12 protein-coding genes and 2 pseudogenes are annotated in these 16,895 nt (G+C 70.9%); 11 read left to right on the plus strand and 3 right to left on the minus strand.

Features of this window, described 5'->3' with window-relative positions:
• Positions 1–1,258: pseudogene (locus D7V88_RS26790) on the plus strand (hypothetical protein); the annotation flags it as partial.
• Positions 1,259–1,273: 15 nt separating this feature from the next.
• Here the strand turns inward: D7V88_RS26790 and D7V88_RS26795 are convergent.
• Positions 1,274–2,137 (minus strand): PorV/PorQ family protein, encoded by an 864-nt coding sequence (locus D7V88_RS26795; RefSeq protein ID WP_120543469.1) that lies wholly within the window; start codon positions 2,135–2,137, stop codon positions 1,274–1,276.
• A gap of 60 nt (positions 2,138–2,197) precedes the next feature.
• Here D7V88_RS26795 and galU point away from each other — a divergent pair, with 60 nt between their 5' ends.
• The 3 genes from galU to D7V88_RS26810 all read left to right on the plus strand — a co-directional run bounded on the left by galU (position 2,198) and on the right by D7V88_RS26810 (position 4,564).
• Positions 2,198–3,100 (plus strand): UTP--glucose-1-phosphate uridylyltransferase GalU, encoded by a 903-nt coding sequence (galU, locus tag D7V88_RS26800; RefSeq protein WP_120543470.1) that lies wholly within the window; start codon positions 2,198–2,200, stop codon positions 3,098–3,100.
• Entirely contained in the window at positions 3,097–3,852 is a 756-nt protein-coding gene (locus D7V88_RS26805) for a hypothetical protein (protein WP_120543471.1), read from the plus strand. Before galU ends, D7V88_RS26805 begins: the two co-directional genes overlap by 4 nt.
• A 103-nt stretch (positions 3,853–3,955) precedes the next feature.
• On the plus strand, positions 3,956–4,564 hold the full coding sequence (locus tag D7V88_RS26810; protein WP_120543472.1) for a glutathione S-transferase family protein: 609 nt from the start codon (positions 3,956–3,958) through the stop codon (positions 4,562–4,564).
• Positions 4,565–4,718: 154 nt separating this feature from the next.
• Here D7V88_RS26810 and D7V88_RS45745 read toward each other — a convergent pair.
• A pseudogene (locus D7V88_RS45745) lies at positions 4,719–4,901 on the minus strand (transposase); the annotation flags it as partial.
• Positions 4,902–4,988: 87 nt separating this feature from the next.
• Here D7V88_RS45745 and D7V88_RS45560 point away from each other — a divergent pair.
• From D7V88_RS45560 to def, 6 genes are all read left to right on the plus strand, one after another.
• Positions 4,989–5,171 carry a YkgJ family cysteine cluster protein gene (locus tag D7V88_RS45560; RefSeq protein WP_208726476.1) on the plus strand — a complete coding sequence of 61 codons (183 nt, stop codon included), beginning with the start codon at positions 4,989–4,991 and terminating at the stop codon, positions 5,169–5,171.
• Positions 5,172–5,260: 89 nt separating this feature from the next.
• Positions 5,261–5,644: a hypothetical protein gene (locus D7V88_RS26825; RefSeq protein ID WP_147448884.1), complete on the plus strand. Its 384-nt coding sequence runs from the start codon at positions 5,261–5,263 to the stop codon at positions 5,642–5,644.
• Positions 5,645–5,673: 29 nt separating this feature from the next.
• Entirely contained in the window at positions 5,674–6,219 is a 546-nt protein-coding gene (locus tag D7V88_RS26830) for a hypothetical protein (RefSeq protein WP_120543474.1), read from the plus strand.
• A gap of 570 nt (positions 6,220–6,789) precedes the next feature.
• Positions 6,790–9,183: a replication restart helicase PriA gene (gene priA / locus D7V88_RS26835; RefSeq protein ID WP_244238413.1), complete on the plus strand. Its 2,394-nt coding sequence runs from the start codon at positions 6,790–6,792 to the stop codon at positions 9,181–9,183.
• Between the two features lie 15 nt (positions 9,184–9,198).
• The gene (locus tag D7V88_RS43140) at positions 9,199–15,099 is read left to right on the plus strand and encodes a response regulator (protein WP_158625160.1); all 5,901 of its coding nucleotides are present in this window, start codon (positions 9,199–9,201) and stop codon (positions 15,097–15,099) included.
• 52 nt (positions 15,100–15,151) lie between these two features.
• Positions 15,152–15,679: a peptide deformylase gene (gene def, locus D7V88_RS26850; RefSeq protein ID WP_120543475.1), complete on the plus strand. Its 528-nt coding sequence runs from the start codon at positions 15,152–15,154 to the stop codon at positions 15,677–15,679.
• On the opposite strand, the gene nth is transcribed toward def, so the two are convergent.
• Complete coding sequence (nth, locus tag D7V88_RS26855) at positions 15,676–16,362, minus strand: endonuclease III (protein ID WP_120543476.1); 687 nt, start codon at positions 16,360–16,362, stop codon at positions 15,676–15,678. The genes def and nth overlap by 4 nt on opposite strands.
• 59 nt (positions 16,363–16,421) lie before the next feature.
• Here nth and D7V88_RS26860 point away from each other — a divergent pair.
• Positions 16,422–16,895, plus strand: a 474-nt coding sequence (locus D7V88_RS26860; protein ID WP_147448885.1) for a threonine aldolase family protein, incomplete at its 3' end; no start/stop codon positions are given.

The following is a 16,895-nucleotide window of genomic DNA, read 5'->3' on the forward strand; positions in this document are numbered from 1 at the left end:
TCCTCCGGCCGTCCGGAGCGCGCCCCCCGTGCGCCCGCGCGGTGTCTTCGATGGACCCTCGCTCGACCAGATTCCCGACGAGGACGAGGACTCGGAGGAGCTGGGTGGCGGGCCCGTGGAGGCCACGAGCGTCATCGCGTGGGAAGCCCCTCCCGGCCGCATGGACCCGGTGCGCCGCATCCACCGCGCCGGCCGTCCCGAAGGCACCATGTCTGGCCCGGCCCCCGTGCGCGCCACCGGCCCGGCACGTCCGGGCGTCGGCGGTGCGGAGACCCGCGAAACGCCGCTCGTCCCGGAGCCAGCGCCTCCCGCCGAATCCACCTCCGCCGAACCGCTCGTCTTCAAGCTCGTGCGCGAGCGTCCGCTCGACCCGAAGCCGTACCGGGGCCTCGTCGAACACTTCGACCAGCGCAAGGACGCCACCCGCGCCGCGCTGATGCGCGAACTCGCGGATGCGCTCGAAGGCCGCGACATCTCCGCCCCCCGCGTCCAGCGCGGACCGCTCTCCAGTCAGGAGCGCGCCGGCCTGCGCCACCCGGGCCTGCGCACCCCGGCTGGTGAGCTGCTCGCCTGCGTGGGCATCGCACTGTGCCGCCTGTTCCCGTCACCGACGCGCATCGCCAGCGCCTCGGAGCCCCTGCGCGCCAACGCCGGTCCCGGAGCCGCCGCCGTCCTGGACGCGCTGCACACCGTCGCGCGCCTGCTCGGCGTGCCCCTGCCGGAGCTCGTCGCGGGCGACGACGACACCGCGAACATCACCCCGGTGCACATCACCGTCCCGCGCCTCGTCGTGGGCCGGCAGCTCGTCCAGCAGCCCCCGTCCGTCGCGGAGCTGCGCTTCCACGCCGGCCGCGCCCTGTTCTCCATGTCGCCGGACCTGCTCGCCCTGCGCGCCCTGCGCAAGGACCACCTGCTGCGCGCGCTCGCGCTCCTGTCCTCCGTCCTCAAGGACCCCAAGGGCGCGGGCGACGATGCCCGCGTGGTGCGCGAAGCCCTGTCCCCCAAGGCCCTGGAGCGCGCCTCCGCCCTGATGGAACCCGGCACCCGCGACTTCGACGCGAGCCTGCTGTCCGCCGCCGCCCGGGACTCCGCCAACCGCGCGGGCCTCGTCGCCTGTGGTGGCCCCGGCCCCGCGCTCACCGCGCTGCGCGCCCGCCGGCCCCACGATTCGGAGCTGGAGGAACTGGTCCGCTTCGCCGCCTCCGAGCGCTACCTCGCCCTGCGCGACCCGAATGACGCGGGCCGCGCCGGACGCTGAAGCAGCGCTGCGTCCTCAGTTCACGGAGACCCGCAGGGTCATCACCACCAGGCGCCCGTTCACACCGCCCAGGTCGTGCTGGTACGCGATGTCCACGCCACCGCCGCCGGGCGACAGGAAGCCCAGGCCCGCGGTCAGCCGCGAAATCTTCTGGAAGCCGTCGTACGTGTAGCCCACGCGCACCGGCAGCACCTGGTTCAGGATGTACTCCGCGCCGCCGTTGTACGTGAGCACCGTGGAGTCGCGCGTCTCGAAGTCGCCGCGGATGTCCCCCGCCAGCACCAGCGCCTGCCCCACGTAGGCCAGGTGCGCGGAGTAGTAGCGCGTCAGCTCCACGTTCTCCGTGTCGATGAGGTTGTGCCCCGACACGCCCACCGTCACCTGTTCGCCCAGCCGCACCAACAGGCCCGCGTCCAGCGTGATGGAGTTGGCGAAGCGCGACTGGCCATTGAGCCGCAGGTAGCGCCCCGACATGCCGATGAGCAGCGACTGGCTCAGGGGAATCGCGCCGCCCAGCGTGCTCAGGTTCGCTGACGTCCGGCTGCCCCCGCGTCCCAGGCTCAGCCAGTGGTAGTCCACCCCCAGCGCCAGCCGGCCACTGCTGGAGTCCGCCAGGCTGATGCCCAGGAAACCCTGCTTGTTGCGCGGGTCATACGCCCCCGTCCCTTCGATGCGGTAGGCCGGGAACAGCGCCATCGCCGCCGGATTGCCCTGGAGTGCATCCGCACCCAGCCCCGTGGCCCGGAAGGCGCTGCCCATGCCCAGGGCCCGGGCGTTGGCCAGGTTGCGCAGCTCCTCCGCCGGTTCAGCGGCCCGGGCGACGGCGGGAATCACGGACAGCGTCAACGACAGGGCAAAGACAATGGCACGGAGCGGCATGGCGTCCGGGAATCTATCCGGCTTGCTGGGGTTCTGGGCCACCAATAGATTCCCCGCCCCATGTCCTCTCCCGACACGAAGGCAGCGAAGCTCATCCGCAAGTGCGTCATCCCCGCCGCTGGCCTGGGCACCCGTTTCCTGCCGGCGACCAAAGCCGTGCCCAAGGAGATGCTGCCCATCGTCGACACGCCCACCCTCCAGTACATCGTGGAGGAGGCCGTCGCCGCCGGCATCGAGGATGTCGTCGTCATCAACGGCCGGGGCAAGTCCTCCATCGAGGATCACTTCGACATCGGCTTCGAGCTGGAAACCACGATGCGCGCGCGCGGCAAGACGGCGGAGGCCGACAAGCTGCGCGCCATCGCGAACCTCGTGCGCATCATCAGCGTCCGCCAGAAGGAGCCGCTGGGCCTGGGCCACGCGGTGCTGTGCGCCAAGAGCATCATCGGCAACGAGCCCTTCGGCGTCCTGCTGGGCGACGACATGATCGACGCGGAGGAGCCCGGCATCGGGCAACTCGCGCGCGTCTACCAGCAGCACCAGAAGGCCGTCATCGCGCTCATGGAGGTGCCCGACAGCGAGACGCACATGTACGGCATCGCCGCCGGCAAGGACCTGGGCAACGGCGTCATCCAGATCGACCACGTGGTGGAGAAGCCCAAGAAGGGCACCGCGCCGTCGAACCTGGCCGTGATTGGCCGCTACGTGCTGCCTCCGTCCATCTTCCCCATCCTGGAGAAGCAGACCACCGGCGTGGGCGGGGAGATCCAGCTCACGGACGGCCTGGCCACGCTCCAGAAGACCGAAGGTCTGCTGGGCTACAAGTTCCAGGGGCAGCGCTACGACGCCGGCGACAAGGTGGGTTACCTGAAGGCGAACATCGCCTATGCACTCAAGCGCCCCGACCTGCGCGGAGGACTCCTGGAGTACATGCGCGAGGTCGTCAAGACGGAGAAGTCGTGAAGCGTTTCATCGCAGTGTTCGTGGTCCTCGCCTCCCTCACCGCCGGTGCCTATGTGCTGCCCGGCGGCTCCATCCTCCGGCGCATGGCCAATGCGCGTGAGGAGAAGCGGCTGTCCGCCTTCCGCGTGGAAGGCTCCGTCATCTTCTCCTCCACCGCCGTGCCGGAGGCGGGCGCCGCCCTCAACGTCCCCACCGAACGCCCGGACCTCCAGGGCGACGGCGTGCTGTCGGTGAAGATTCCGGGCCGCTGCCGCTTCGACGTCAGCTCGCCCGAAAGCAGCAACAAGGCCGCGACGGTGCAGGTCTCCGGCAGGAAGCGCGTGGAGGGCAAGGAGCTGCCCGCCGTCTCCGTGCTCGTCGCGCAGGTGTGCGCCATCCTCGCGCAGGACGCGGGCAGCGTGCAGGACACCAAGCTGGCCCTGGAGGCGTACCTCCAGGGGCTGGGCGTCGACACGAAGCGCACCTCGCTGGCGCGCTTCGGCGGGGATGTGGCGTACGTGCTGGGAGACCCCGCCGAGGGCAAGCCCCAGTTCTGGGTCTACAAGGATGCCTTCCGGGCCGCGCGCGTGCGCTACACCGACACCGCCGGCATCGCGTGGGACGTGCGCTTCGTGGACTACACGGCGCCGGCCACCGGGGACTGGATGCCGCGCACGGTGGAGGTCTGGCGCGCGGGCCAGCGCGTGGTGCGCTTCACGGCGCTCAAGGCGGACAACCGCTCCGCGGTGTCGGACAAGCTCTTCACGCCGTAGCGCGTCACCTCTTGAATCGCTTGCGATGGGCGGGGCTCGCGGTGAGAGTCCCGCCCATTCCTAGGCCGGGATTACCCCGGCTTCTGGCGCGGAGGCGATTCACATGAAGGTCTACGGCAACCTGATGAGCACGTGTAGCCGCAAGGTCATGACGGTCCTGGCGGAGAAGAACCGCGAGGTCGACTTCATCAACATCGAGCTGATGAAGGGCGAGCAGAAGACGCCCGAGCACATCGCGCGTCAGCCCTTTGGCGTGGTGCCAGTGCTGGAGACGGACGACGGCTTCCAGATGTACGAGTCGCGCGCCATCATCCGCTACCTGGACCGCACCCTGCCGGGCACGTCGCTGACCCCGACGGATCCGAAGGCCTACGCGCTCATGGAGCAGTTCATGAGCGTGGAGAGCTCCTACTTCTCCCCCGCGGCGATGAAGGTCGTGATGGAGCGCTTCCGGGGCACCAACGACGAGGCCAACATCGCCAAGGGCCGCGAGGGCATGAAGAAGCCCCTGGAGGTCATCGACGCGGTGCTGGCGAAGCAGCCCTTCCTCGCGGGCAACGACTTCACGCTCGCGGAGGTCACCTGGGCCCCGTACGTGGACTACGTCATCGCCGTGGGCGAGCAGGCCGTCCTCGCCGAGTACAAGAACGTGATGTCCTGGTGGGAGCGCGTGGCCAGCCGCCCGTCGTTCAAGAAGGCCACCGGCCGCTAGGAGCGTGTTGCCGTAAGGGCAAGCGGCGGGATGACGGGCAGCCTGCTGCATCAGGGCCGACAACCCCTGCCCAGGCGGACGCCCCCGCCGGAAGGAATGTTCGTTCCACGGCAGCCCTGCGCCCGCCCATCGCGCGGGCGGGCGCCCCTTGCTGCTACGCGCCCGCCTGGGCCCGGTGGAGCTTGAGCAGGTTGTGGCCGAGGCAGATGAGCGCCCACTCGCCGCGAGCCTTCTCCAGGCCGCGCAGCAGCAGTTGCCGGAAGCCTCGCGCCTGTTTGATTTGGCCGAAGGGCGGCTCCGCCACGGCCTTGCTCCGTGCGTAGAACGCGCGTCCTCTCAAGGAGGACGTCCTTGGCTCGGGAGGAGATCCGCGACCGCGTCGCCACCCTGGCTTGTCAAGAGGCCCGCCAGTACAGCTTGCCTGTTGCTGGACCACGAGACGGGCGCGTGCCGCATCTACACGCAACGGCCGCTGGCGTGCCGCTCGTATGGCTTCGCCGCCACGCGCCCACTCCCCGAATGGTTCGCGGAGCTGGAGCGCATGTCCGAGCCGCGTGTTACCCACCCCACCACCGGACTGCACTCCCGAACACAATGGCAGAGGTAGAATATCCAAAGGCAATGACATATCATGCAGGCGCCCGGACGCGACTTGCGCGCTCGGGAGAAGTCAGTCATTCATTGGGGGGAGTCCGCATGAAGAAGGCAGGAATGATGTTGGGGCTGTTCGTTGCAATGGGTCTTTCCACCGCCAGCTTCGCTGGCACCAAGGTGAGCGCTTCAGTCATTGTGAATACCGTTGCCCGTACTTTCAGTGGAAGCATGGGGACGGCTCGCAACAGTGCGGACACCCAGCAGCTCCTGGTCTGCTACACCGTGTCGGCTGGCACCACCGCGGTTTGCCAGGCGAGGAATGCCGCCGGCGTCGCCGTGAGTTGCACGACCACCAATGCCACCCTGGTCGCGCAGGTCCGTTCGCTGAATTCGGACTCGTTCCTGCAGGCCGCCTACGACAGCTCGGGGAACTGTACGGACATCGTGGTCGGCACCGGCTCCACCTTCGAACCCAAGGTGCTCTGAGCGGCCTCGGTTGAAGGCATCCCCACGCCATGATTCCACTCGGCCGCACGCTCGTCGTGCTCAACCTGATGCTCTTCGGCGTGGGGCTTGCCCTCTTCGTGCAAGGCCAGCGCGCCTCCATCGGCTCCCAGGATCTCCAGGTCCGGCTGGAACGGCTGGAACGGTTGGAGAGGCGCCTCGACCAGTTGCTCGCGCAGCGCCAGGGCCCCGTCGTGGCACTGCCTGGTGCGCCCACTCCGGCGCCCGCGCTGCCCGCGGACCTGGACGCGCGCATCGAGCAGGCCGTGACCCGCGCATTGCAGGCCCAGGCCTCCAGTGCCGGGCGCCTGGAGGACGCCCCGGTGTCCCAGAAGCCGACTGTTTCAGACTCGGAGAACGCCGCGGCCTGGGCCCACGGCAACGAGGTGGTGGACCGGGCCCTCAACGCCCGCCAGTGGGGGGATGCCCAGGCACGTGAGCTGTCAGCGTCCGTGTCGTCGCTCACGCCGCAACAGCAGCAGGATCTGCTGCGCCGGCTCATCGTGGCCATCAACCAGGGCCAGATGAAGATGGAGACGCACGGCCCGCTCTTCTAGGCGGAAGCGACGGCTACCGCCCTTCCGCCGCCTGCTTCAGCGCGACGATGTCCAGCTTCACCCTCTTCAGCATCCGTTCACGTCTCCGCAGTCCCACCCCGCCTTCGTCTCCTCGTGTCTTCCGGGCCTGGACACCCTTCGAGTCTTCGCGACTCTCGGCGTCGTGGGCAGGCATCATCCGCACACCGGAGCTCCGGCCTGGTTCGCGGAGTCCACGAGTTGAGCGAGAAAGAAACCGAACGAGTACGTGCGGTGCGGCAGCAGCACGTCGGCGGACGCAGCGACACGCCGCAGCAGGTTGCCTGGAATAGGGGGCGAAGCGCACGAGCTGGTCGCGCTTCACCCAGCGTCGGGCCAACTCCTTCAGCAGCTCCGCATCACAGCGGGCTGCGGCCGCCTTCCAGGCACTCCCTAACCAGCCTGTCCCCCCCATGACTGCTTGCCCCCCCTCAATCTGGGCGTGCACCCCTTCCCGGACGGAATCAAGGGGCATGTCAGACGCCCCGGGCACAGTGGATCCCGGGTGCAGGACGGGCGGGGTTGGGGAGTCGGGCGGCAAGAGGGCGGCACATGGAACAGGAGAACTTCGCGCTGGGCGGTGTTCCGGGGACGGACGGAGAGGTTTCCTCTCGCGGTTCCATCCCGCTGCGGACGCGCCGTACGGATGTGGGAAGGGAACTGTCGTTGGGGGAGCGCGCCGCTACAGTGCGCCCCGTCGTGAGCGCCACCCCCGCCCTCCTTGCGTCCGTCGCCGTCGGTCGCCCCGTGCGCGGGGAGTTCACCTACCTGGTCCCCGAAGCGCTCGCCGGCAACCTGGCCCCGGGCCAGCGCGTGCTCGTGCCCTTCGGTCGCGGCATGGCGCTGGGCTTCTACCTGGGGCCCGCGAACGCGCCCGTGGAGGGAGGCGTCCGGCTCAAGCCCATCCAGCGCGTGCTGGAGGATTCGCCGTCCCTGCCCAAGGACCTCATCGCGCTCCTGCGCTTCGCGGCCGAGCACTACCGCCACCCGCTGGGCGAGGTCATCCGCGGCGCGCTGCCGCCGGGCCTCTCCACCGCGGTGGACGAGAAGGCGGCGAAGGCGGACGTGCAGCACTTCGCGGAGGCGGTCGTCACGGAAGTCCCGCCGCAGCTCAACCGCGCCCCCGCGCAGGCCGCCGCGCTCCAGTACCTGCTGGCGGTGGGCGGACGCGCGCAGTTGGAGGAGGTGGCGCACGCCATCCCCGGTGCGCGGGAGACGCTCAAGAAGCTGGCGGCGCGCGGGATGGTGAGGCTGGTGGAGGTGGTGCTGGAGCCCGGCGTGCGCGAGGGCCTCATCCAGGGCCGTCCGGACCGGCTCACCTCGGAGCAGGACGTGGCGGTGCGCGAGCTCCAGGGCGCCGTGGATGCCGGCGGCTTCCAGCCCTACCTCCTGCACGGCGTCACCGGCAGCGGCAAGACGGAGGTGTACCTGCGCGCGGTGGAGCATGCGCTGTCGCAGGGCAAGGGCAGCCTCGTGCTGGTGCCGGAGATTGCGTTGACGCCGCAACTCGTGGGGCGCTTCCGCAGCCGCTTCGGCGGGGACGTGGCGGTGCTGCACTCGGGGCTGAAGGACCGGGAGCGGCTGTTCCACTGGCAGGCCCTGCGCAAGGGCACGGTGAAGATCGCGGTCGGTGTCCGCTCGGCGGTGTTCGCGCCGGTGGAGAACCTGGGGCTCATCGTCGTGGACGAGGAGCACGACCCGTCCTTCAAGCAGGACGAGAAGCTGCGCTATCAGGCGCGCGACCTCGCGGTGGTGCGCGGCAAGCAGGCCGGCGCGGTGGTGGTGCTGGGCTCGGCCACGCCCGCGCTGGAGACGCTCCAGAATGCGCGCGCGGGTCGCTACAAGCTGCTGGAGCTGAAGAGCCGCGTCGATGACCGGCCCATGCCCACCATCAGCCTGGTGGACCTGCGCGTGGAGCGTCCTCGCGAGGGGCAGGTGACGGAAGAGGCGCCCATCCTGAGCCCGCAGATGCTCCAGGCGATGGAGGAGACGGTGGCCAAGGGGCAACAGGTCATCCTGTTCCTCAACCGCCGGGGCCACAGCACCATCCTCTTGTGCGAGGTGTGTGGCCTGTCGCTCAAGTGCCACGACTGCGACGTGTGCATGACGCACCACCAGTCCCAGAACCGGGTGGTGTGCCACTACTGCGGTGTGGCGTTCCCGGTGCCCAACAGTTGCCGGGAGTGCACGGGCCCGCTGCTCAAACTGGGCATCGGCACCGAGCGCGTGGAAGCGGAGGTCTCCGAACGGCTCCCGGGTGCGCGCGTGGCGCGGTTGGACCGGGACTCGGCGACGAGCGCGGAGCGGCTGACGGAGCTGCTGGCGTCGTTCGCGCGGCGCGAAATCGACGTGCTGGTGGGCACGCAGATGGTGGCCAAGGGGCACGACTTTCCGGGTGTGACGCTGGTGTGCGTGGTGATGGCGGACACGTCGCTGGCGATTCCCGACTTCCGCGCCTCCGAGCGCACCTTCCACCTGTTGACCCAGGTGGCGGGGCGGGCGGGGCGCGGCAAGGACCCGGGGAGGGTGTTGGTGCAGACCTACAACCCGGACGCGGAGCCGGTGAAGCGGATGCTGGCGCACGACTTCGACGGGTTCGCGAAGCAGGAGCTGGAGTGGCGTAAGGCCCTGGCCTACCCGCCCTTCGCGCGCATGGCGGCCGTCCGGCTGGAAGGGGAGCACCCCGAGCAGACGGCGGGCGTGGCCCGCTTCCTGGGGAACCTGGTGGGTCGGCACATGCCACCGGCCTCGGCGGGGGTGCGCCTCCTGGGGCCGGCCCTGGCGCCCATCGCCCGAATCCGGGGCAAGACGCGCTGGCAGCTCCTCCTGAAGGCGCCGACGCATGCGGCGCTTGCCCCATTGCTCGCCCGGTTGGAAGCGGCCCTGGCGGATGTGCCGTCTGGCGTGAGGGTCGTCATCGACGTGGATCCCGGGGCCATGATGTAGAGTGTCCGCCCCCCCATGGGCGCCTCGGTCCTCCTCGTACACGACGACATCGCCACCATCGCCGCCGTCCGGCGATTGCTGTCCCGCGAAGGCCACGAGGTCATCCTCGCCACTTCCGCCGCGGACGCGCTCATCGCCTTCGGGCACCACCTGCCGGAACTCATCGTGCTCGCCCCCGGAGTGGAGAGCGGGCGCGGGCGCGTGGTGCTGGAGGAACTGGTCCAGCATCCGGAGGGCCACAAGGCGCGGGTGCTGCTCTTGAGTGAAGCCATCGAGGGCTTCAGCGCTCCGGTGGCGCCGCTGCCCCTGGACGGCCCCAGCTTCGTGACGTTGGTGGACACGTTGATCCGCGCTCCGGCGGAGGCGGATGGCTGGCGCGTGGTGGAGAACCGGACGCTGGCGGAGCCCGCGCGCGGAAGCGGGCCCGGTTCGGACGAGAAGTGGCATGCGACGACGGCGCACGCGGTGGGCGGAGACCCGGCGCTGGCCAACGCGCTGTTCGGGGACCTGGCGCCGCTGAACCAGACGGATTGGGAAGTGGCGGCGATGACGCGCGAGGAGCGCAGCGCGCACGTCGTCCACAAGCAGCGCGAGCACAGCACGCACCTGGCGATGAACGCCGCGCTGGAGCAGGCGCACCTGGAGGTGGAAGCGGAGGCGATGGCGTCCATCGACTCGGCGCTTTCGGTGGGGACGTCGTCGTCCGGCGCGTCGTCGGTCTGGGAGGACGGGTCGTCGGGGGCGGACACCGGAGAGGCGTGGGGCGAGGGCGAGTCGGACGCGGACGCCGGACAAGAATGGAATGCCCCGCGAGCGGATGCGACGGCGGCGTTTCCTCCGGCGCCCGAAGGACGGACCCCGCAGGAGCGCTCGACGCTGCGCTTCCCGTTCCCGAACGAGGTCTCGCCGCGCGCGGACGTGAAGCCGGTGGAGGCGGATCCGCTGGCGGTCACGGAGGATTTCGACGCGGAGCTGCGGGCGGACGCGGAGCGCCTGTCACGGGAGCAGGAGGAAGAGGAGGGGCTGCCGGCGGGGAAGCTCGCGTTCCGAGAGGAGCGGCTCACGCCGCCGGGACTGCGGCCGGTGAAGCCCGCGCCCAGGCTGGGGGACGAGGACTTCTTCAACGTCGATTCGGACGACGCCCCGGATGCGGAGACGGAGGGGAAGCGCTCCGCGCGAGAGGGCGCGGCGCCGCTGGCCTGGACGGAGCTGGCACCGGATCCCGAACTGGAAACGCGCCGCACGGCTTCGGCGGGTGCGTCTTCTTCGCCGGATGCGTTCGACGAGACGGACTTCGGCGGTGTCGCGGACGACGTGGCGAAGGAAGAACGGGCCGCCGCGGCCGTGGCACAGGATGCGTCGGGCGACGACGACGCGGCAGCGGATCCGACCGGTGAGTCTGACGGCGGCGATGCGACAGCGGATCCGACGGAGGAGGAGCTGGCCGCCGCGGGCCTGTCGAACTGGGACGTGCTGGAGGCGGAGCTCAAGGCGTCCGCGGAGGCTCGGGAGCAGGGTGAGGGTGGGGCGTCCGACGACGAAGTCGCGGAGAAGCCTCAGGTGGCGGCTGCGCCAGCGAATCCGGTGGGCGCGGACTGGTTCGATTCAGAGACGGTGGATGAGGACGCGAAGACCGAGGAGGGCGCCAGGCCCCTCTCGTGGTCGGAGCCGGAGTCGCGGGACGCCGCGAAGTCACCTTCGGATGACAAGGCAGGGACGCGCGAAGCGGCGAGTGGTGATGTCGCGCGCCCGGGTGGCGAAACGAAGTCGGGCAAGGCGACCTCCGAAGCCGTGTCGGACACCGCGGCGCTGGAGAGCGGCACCGCGCCCCGTGCGGGTGGATGGGATGCGAGCCGCACGGTCCCGGTTTCATCGACCCCGAAGCAGGGAGGGCTCCTCTGGTCGAACAGGCCGCGTCCCGCGAGCCAGGAGCCTGTCGTTCCCGCGGCGAAGGCCGCGGAGTCCGATTCGAAGTCACAGGCAGCGCTGAATCAGGATGCCGGCTCGAAGGCGGATGCCGGTCCGAAGGATGCGTCCGGGTCGAAGCAGGACGAGGTGGGCTCGAAGTCGCAGGCCGCGCTGAAGCAGGGCGCCGGGGCCGAGCCTGGTTCGAAGTCGCAAGCCAGCGCGAAGCAGGATGTCGGCTCGAAGGATGAGCCCCGGTCCGACTCGGAGCTGGAAGTCGAACTCGAATCGCTGCGCGAAGAGCTCGCGCAGGCGTACGCCCTCATCCAGGAGGCGGAGGCCCGCGCGGCGGACGCGGAGTCCCTGGCCGAAGCGGAGCAGACGCTTCGCATCGAGTTGGAGGAGCGCGTCGAGAGCGAAGCGCGGGCGCGCGAGGACGCCCGGCTCGAAGCGGACGCGGAGGTCGAGGCCCGCAGCTCCGTGGAGGTTCGCGCCGAAGCGGAGGTCCACGCCCGTGCTCGCGCCGAGTCCCTGCTGAAGCAGGCCTCGGCGGCCCACGCGGATTCAGAAGTCCGAGCGGTGTCCGCGACGCAGGCCCTGGCGGAGGTGGAAGCCCGGCTCGCGTCCGAAGCCGGTGGTCGGGTGGACGCCGAATCGCGAGCGGACGCGGAAGAGCGTGCCCGCCGCGAAGCCGAGGCGCTCGCGGAGATGGCGCGGCTCGAACTCGCCGAGCTCGAGAAGCGCATCGCCACGGAGGTCCAGGCGCGCGAGGAGGCCGAACGCCTCGCACTCCAGGAGACCCAGGCCCGCGCGGAGGCCGAAGCCCGAGCCGAACTGGAACAGGCGGCCCGCACCGACGCGGAAGCCCGCGCGGAAGCCGAGACCGAAGCGCGAATCGCCGCGGAAGCCCGAGCCGAAGCCGAGGCCGAAGCGCGCCTCGTCGCGGAAGCCCGGGCGGAGGCCGAAGCCACGGCCCGCGAGGAAGCCCGTCGGCGAGCGGAGGCCGAAGCCGACGCCCGTCACGAGATCGAGACCCGCGACGGCAAGGACGCCGCGCTCCGAGCGGACCTGGAGGCCCGGCGTTCCGAGGCCGAAGCCCGGGCCGACGCGGAAGCGAAGGCGAGGGTCGCCGCCGAAGCGAAGGTGAAGCACTCCGTGCAGGCGCTGTCGCTGGTGGAGGTGCGAGCGCACCAACTGGGCCAGTCGCTGTCCCAGTCCGAAGCGAAGGCGAAGCAGACCGCCCAGGCGCTGGCCCAGGCGGAGGGTCGCATCCAGCAGGCCGAGCAGGCCCTGGCGCAGGCCGAAGCGAAGGCGAAGCAGTCCGCCCAGACGCAGGCGCAGTTGGAAGCGCGGGCCCAGCAACTGGCGCAGGTGCTGCTGCAAGGCGAAGCGAAGACCCGGCAGTCCGCCCAGGCGCTGGCGCAGGCGGAAGGCCGGGCCACGCAGGCCGAGGAGTCCCGAGCCAGTGCCGAAGCCCGGGCGGAACTGGCCGAAGCGGCCCGGCAGCAACTCGAAGCCACCGCCGCGAAGTCGGGCGAGGTCCTGGCGGACGCTGAAGCGCGGGCCGCGCAGGCCGAGGAAGCGCTGACCCAGGCCCACGCCCGGGCGGAACAGTCCGAGGAGCTCCGCAAGCGGACCGAAGCGCAGTTCGCGGAGACCCTGGGCCAGGCCAACGCCCGGATGGAGCAACTCAAGCAGGCGCGACAGCGGGCCGAGGCGAAGGCCGCCCAACCCGCCGAGGCCCTGGTCCAGGCGGAAGCCCGCGCGGAGCAACTGACGCGGGCCCTGAAGCAGGTCGAGGCGAAGGCGGACCGTTCCGCCGAAGCGCTGCTCCAGTCCGAAGCGCGAGTGAACGAGCTGTCGGAGACGGTGAGTCGCGCCGAAGCGCGGGCCCTCGAAGTCGAGCAGGCCGGCGCCGAACAACTCGCGCGGGCGAAGGCCGAAGCGGAAGCCCTCGCCGAACAACTCGCGCAGGCCCAGTCCGGGACGAAGACCCAGGCGGAGCAACTCACGCAGGCCCAGGCCCAGGCGGAGTCCCGCGCCGAACAGCTCGCGCAAGCGCTGGCCCAGGCGGAATCCCAATCCGCTCAGCATCAGCAGGCAATGGCCGAAGCGGAGACCCGCATCGAGCAGCTCACGCGTGCACGGGCCGAAGCGGAGACCCGCATCGAGCAGCTCACGAAGGCAGGGACCGAAGCCGAGACCCGCATCGAGCAGCTCACGAAGGCCCAGGCCGAAGCGCAGGCCCGAGCGGATCAGCTCCCGCAGGCGCAGGCCCAGGCGGAGCAGCACCAGCAGGCCAGGTCCGAAGCCGAGGCCCGCATCGAGCAGCTCACGCGGACGCAGGCCGAAGTCCAGGCCCGGGCGGATCAACTCGCGCAGTCACTGGCCCAGGCGGAGTCCCGCGCCGAGCAGTCCACCCACGCCCAGACCGACGCGACCCGCCGCGCGGAGGAACTCGCGCGGGCCCAGGCTGAAGCGCAGGCTCGCGTGGCCCAGGCCGAACAGGCCCTGAAGGACATGGAGGCCCGGGCCCTCCAGGCCGAACAGAAGGCCACCGAAGCCACCGCGAAGGCCACGGCCGAAGGCCGTCATCGCACCGTGCTGGAGGTCCGCCTCGAATCCGAGGCCCGGACGCGCAAGGACATCGAGACGCGCATCGAGAGCGAGTCCCAGGCCCGCACCGTCGCGGAATCCCGCCTCGCCGCCGAAACCCAGACGCGCGCCGAAGCGGAAGCCCGTCTCCAGTCGGAGTCCGCCGCGCTCACCCAGGCCCGCGACACCCTCCAGGCCCAGCTCGAGCAGCTTCGGGAGGAGCTCACCCGCGAGCGCGAAGCCCGCGTGAAGCTGGAAGCGGACGCCGTCGAACAGCGCCTCCAGACCGACCGCGAGCGCGAACAGTTGGAGGCCCGCGCGCAGAAGGACGCGGAGGACGCCGTGGCGCAGGCCCGCGCCGCGCTCATCCCGCTTGAATCGCCGGGCCGTCCGGAGATGGCGGTGGCGCGCAGTGGCAGCCTCACGCAGGAGGGGCTCGCGCGCCTCGTGCTGCGGCTGTGCGACGCGCGCATGGAAGTGCGCCTGGAACTCAAGGTGATGAACGCCCTTCGCGTGCTGTGGCTGCGCGACGGCACGCTGGTGGGCGCCGCGTCCTCGGCGCAGGGCGAATCCCTCATCGACCGGGCCCGCGCGGACGGGCTCATCGACGCGCGCCAGGAAGCCGAGCTGCGGCTGGTGCGCAGCGCCACCACGGGCACGCTCCTGGAGGCCCTGCGCGGCCGAGGCTACGTGCGCGAAGCGGAATCCGTCCCGCTGGTGCAGCGCTACACCGAACAGGTCTTCCTGGACGCGCTCGCGGAACCCTCCACGTTGTACCGGCTGGTGCAGGAGCCCGCGCCCCACGAGGTCGCGCTCGCCGCCGCCACGCGCCCGCCGCTGCACCTGCTGGTCGAAGGCCTGCGCAACACCCTCACCGCGGAGTCCCTGCTGGACGCGGCGGGCTCGCTGCGCGCCCACGTGTCGCGGGGCGATGCGCACATGGCCCCGGCGGACTTCGGGCTCTCCGGGCGCGAACTCCAACTCCTCCAGGGCGTGGACGGCGAGCGCACGCTGGAGATGCTGCTGCTCAGCGCGGGGCTGCCCCAGGACGGGGCGCTCAAGACGCTCGCCGTGGCCAGGACGCTGGGCCTCATCGTGCTGCACCCTCCGACGGACGACGCCATGGGGGACCTGCCCCCGGAGCTGGACGTGCACCGCCTGGAGGCCAAGTTCGAGGAGATCCAGGAGGCGGACTACTTCACGGTGCTGGGGCTCGCGCGTTCGGCCGGCAGCGAGGAGGTCAAGCGGGCCTATGCCCTCCTGGCGGCCGAGTTCCACCCCCTGCGCTTCGCGGGCCACCCGGACCCCGCACTCCAGCACCGGGCGCAGCAGATTCGAGCGGTGCTGACGGAGGCCGCCCGGGCGCTGGGGGATGACCGGCTGCGGGGCGAGTACGCACGTAATCTGCTCGACTGACGCCCCCTGGGGACGGTTGCCCGGTGCGGTCCGGTGGGGTTAAGAGTCCCCCATGGTTCGCGAAATTCTCATCTGGCCCGACCCCATCCTGAAGCAGAAGGCCCGGCCCGTGGTGAAGGTGGACGACAAGGTCCGCGCGTTGGTGAAGGACATGTTCGAGACGATGTACGCCGCCGAAGGCGTGGGCCTCGCCGCCCCGCAGGTGGGCGTGCTCCAGCGCATCATCGTCCTGGACACCCGGCCGCAGCAGCCGGACATGAAGCCGCTGGCGATGATCAACCCGGAGTTCGTCTCCCTCGAAGGTGAGACGACCTACACGGAAGGCTGCCTGTCCATCCCCGGCGAGGCCGAGGACGTGGACCGCGCCGCCGTCGCCACGGTGCGCTACCTGGACGAGGACGGGCAGGAGCAGACGCTGCGCTGTGACGGCCTGCTGGCCATCGCCGTGCAGCACGAGGCGGACCACCTGGACGGCACCGTCTTCGTGGACCACGTCTCCTCGCTCAAGCGCGGGCTCATCCGCAAGCGGATGCTGAAGCACAAGGCGTCGCGCGACCAGGGCGCTCCGGCGTCCGCTTAAGCCTTCGCGGAGGCGGCCACGCCCTTCTTCGGGCATTTCGCCGCCACCGTGCAGGAGCCGCAATCCGGCGAGCGCGCGAAGCACGTGCGCCGCCCATGCCACACGAGCAACTGGTGCCCCAGGGTCCACCGCTCCCGGGGCAGCAGCGCTTGCAGGTCCTTCTCCACCTTGTCGGGATCCTCGTGGGTCGTGAGGCCCATCCGGTACGCCAGCCGCTTCACGTGGGTGTCCACGGGGAAGGCCGCGTCGCCGCCCAGGTGGATGCACACCACGCCTGCGGTCTTGAGACCCACGCCCGGCAATTGCGACAGCGTGTCGCGCACCAGGGGCACCTGGCCCGAGTGCTCGGCGACGAGCATGCGCGCCGTGGCGACGATGTTCTTCGCCTTCGCGCGGTAGAGCCCGCAGGTGCGGATGAAGGGCTCCACGTCGGTGGCCTCCACGGCGGCGTAGGAAGCCGCGTCGGGAAAGCGGGCGAACAGGGCAGGGGTCACCAGGTTGACGCGCTTGTCGGTGCACTGGGCGGACAGGATGACGGCGACCAGCAGCTCCAGGGGCGTGCGGTAGTCCAGCTCGATGCGGGCGTCCGGCATGGCTGCCTCCAGACCGTCCAGGATCGCCACCGCGCGCTGCCGCTTCTCCGCCACTGTCTCTCGCCGGGCCACGCGGGCGTTGTATGTCACGGGAGGGCCCGGCCCAAGCACCGCTCGGGGCCACCCCTTTTGCTCGACCCAGGAGATCCATGAAGCCCATCGACTTCCGCTCCGACACCGTGACGAAGCCCACGCCCGCCATGCGCCGCCTCATCGCGGACGCGGAGGTGGGCGACGACGTCTACGGAGAAGACCCCACGGTGCGCCGGCTGGAGGAGCGTGTGGCCGAGCGGCTGGGCCTGGAGGCCGCCGTCTTCGTCCCCTCCGGCACGCAGGCGAACCAGATCGCCATCGGCGCGCACTGCCGCACGGGCGACGAGGTGCTCACGGAGGAGGGCAGTCACATCCTGCACTACGAGGGGGGCGCGGTGCCGGCGCTCTGGGGCGTGCAGCCGGCGGCGCTGCCGGGAGAGCGGGGCCTGCTGACGCCCCAGACGGTGACGGCGGCGGTGCGCGAGGACAACATCCACAACCCGCGCACGCGCCTGTTGTCGTTGGAGAACACGCACAACCGGGGCGGCGGCACGGTGTGGCCGGTGGAGCGCTTCCGGGCGGTGGTGGAG

The organism is Corallococcus terminator (genome assembly GCF_003611635.1).
Classification (GTDB): Bacteria; Myxococcota; Myxococcia; order Myxococcales; family Myxococcaceae; genus Corallococcus; species Corallococcus terminator.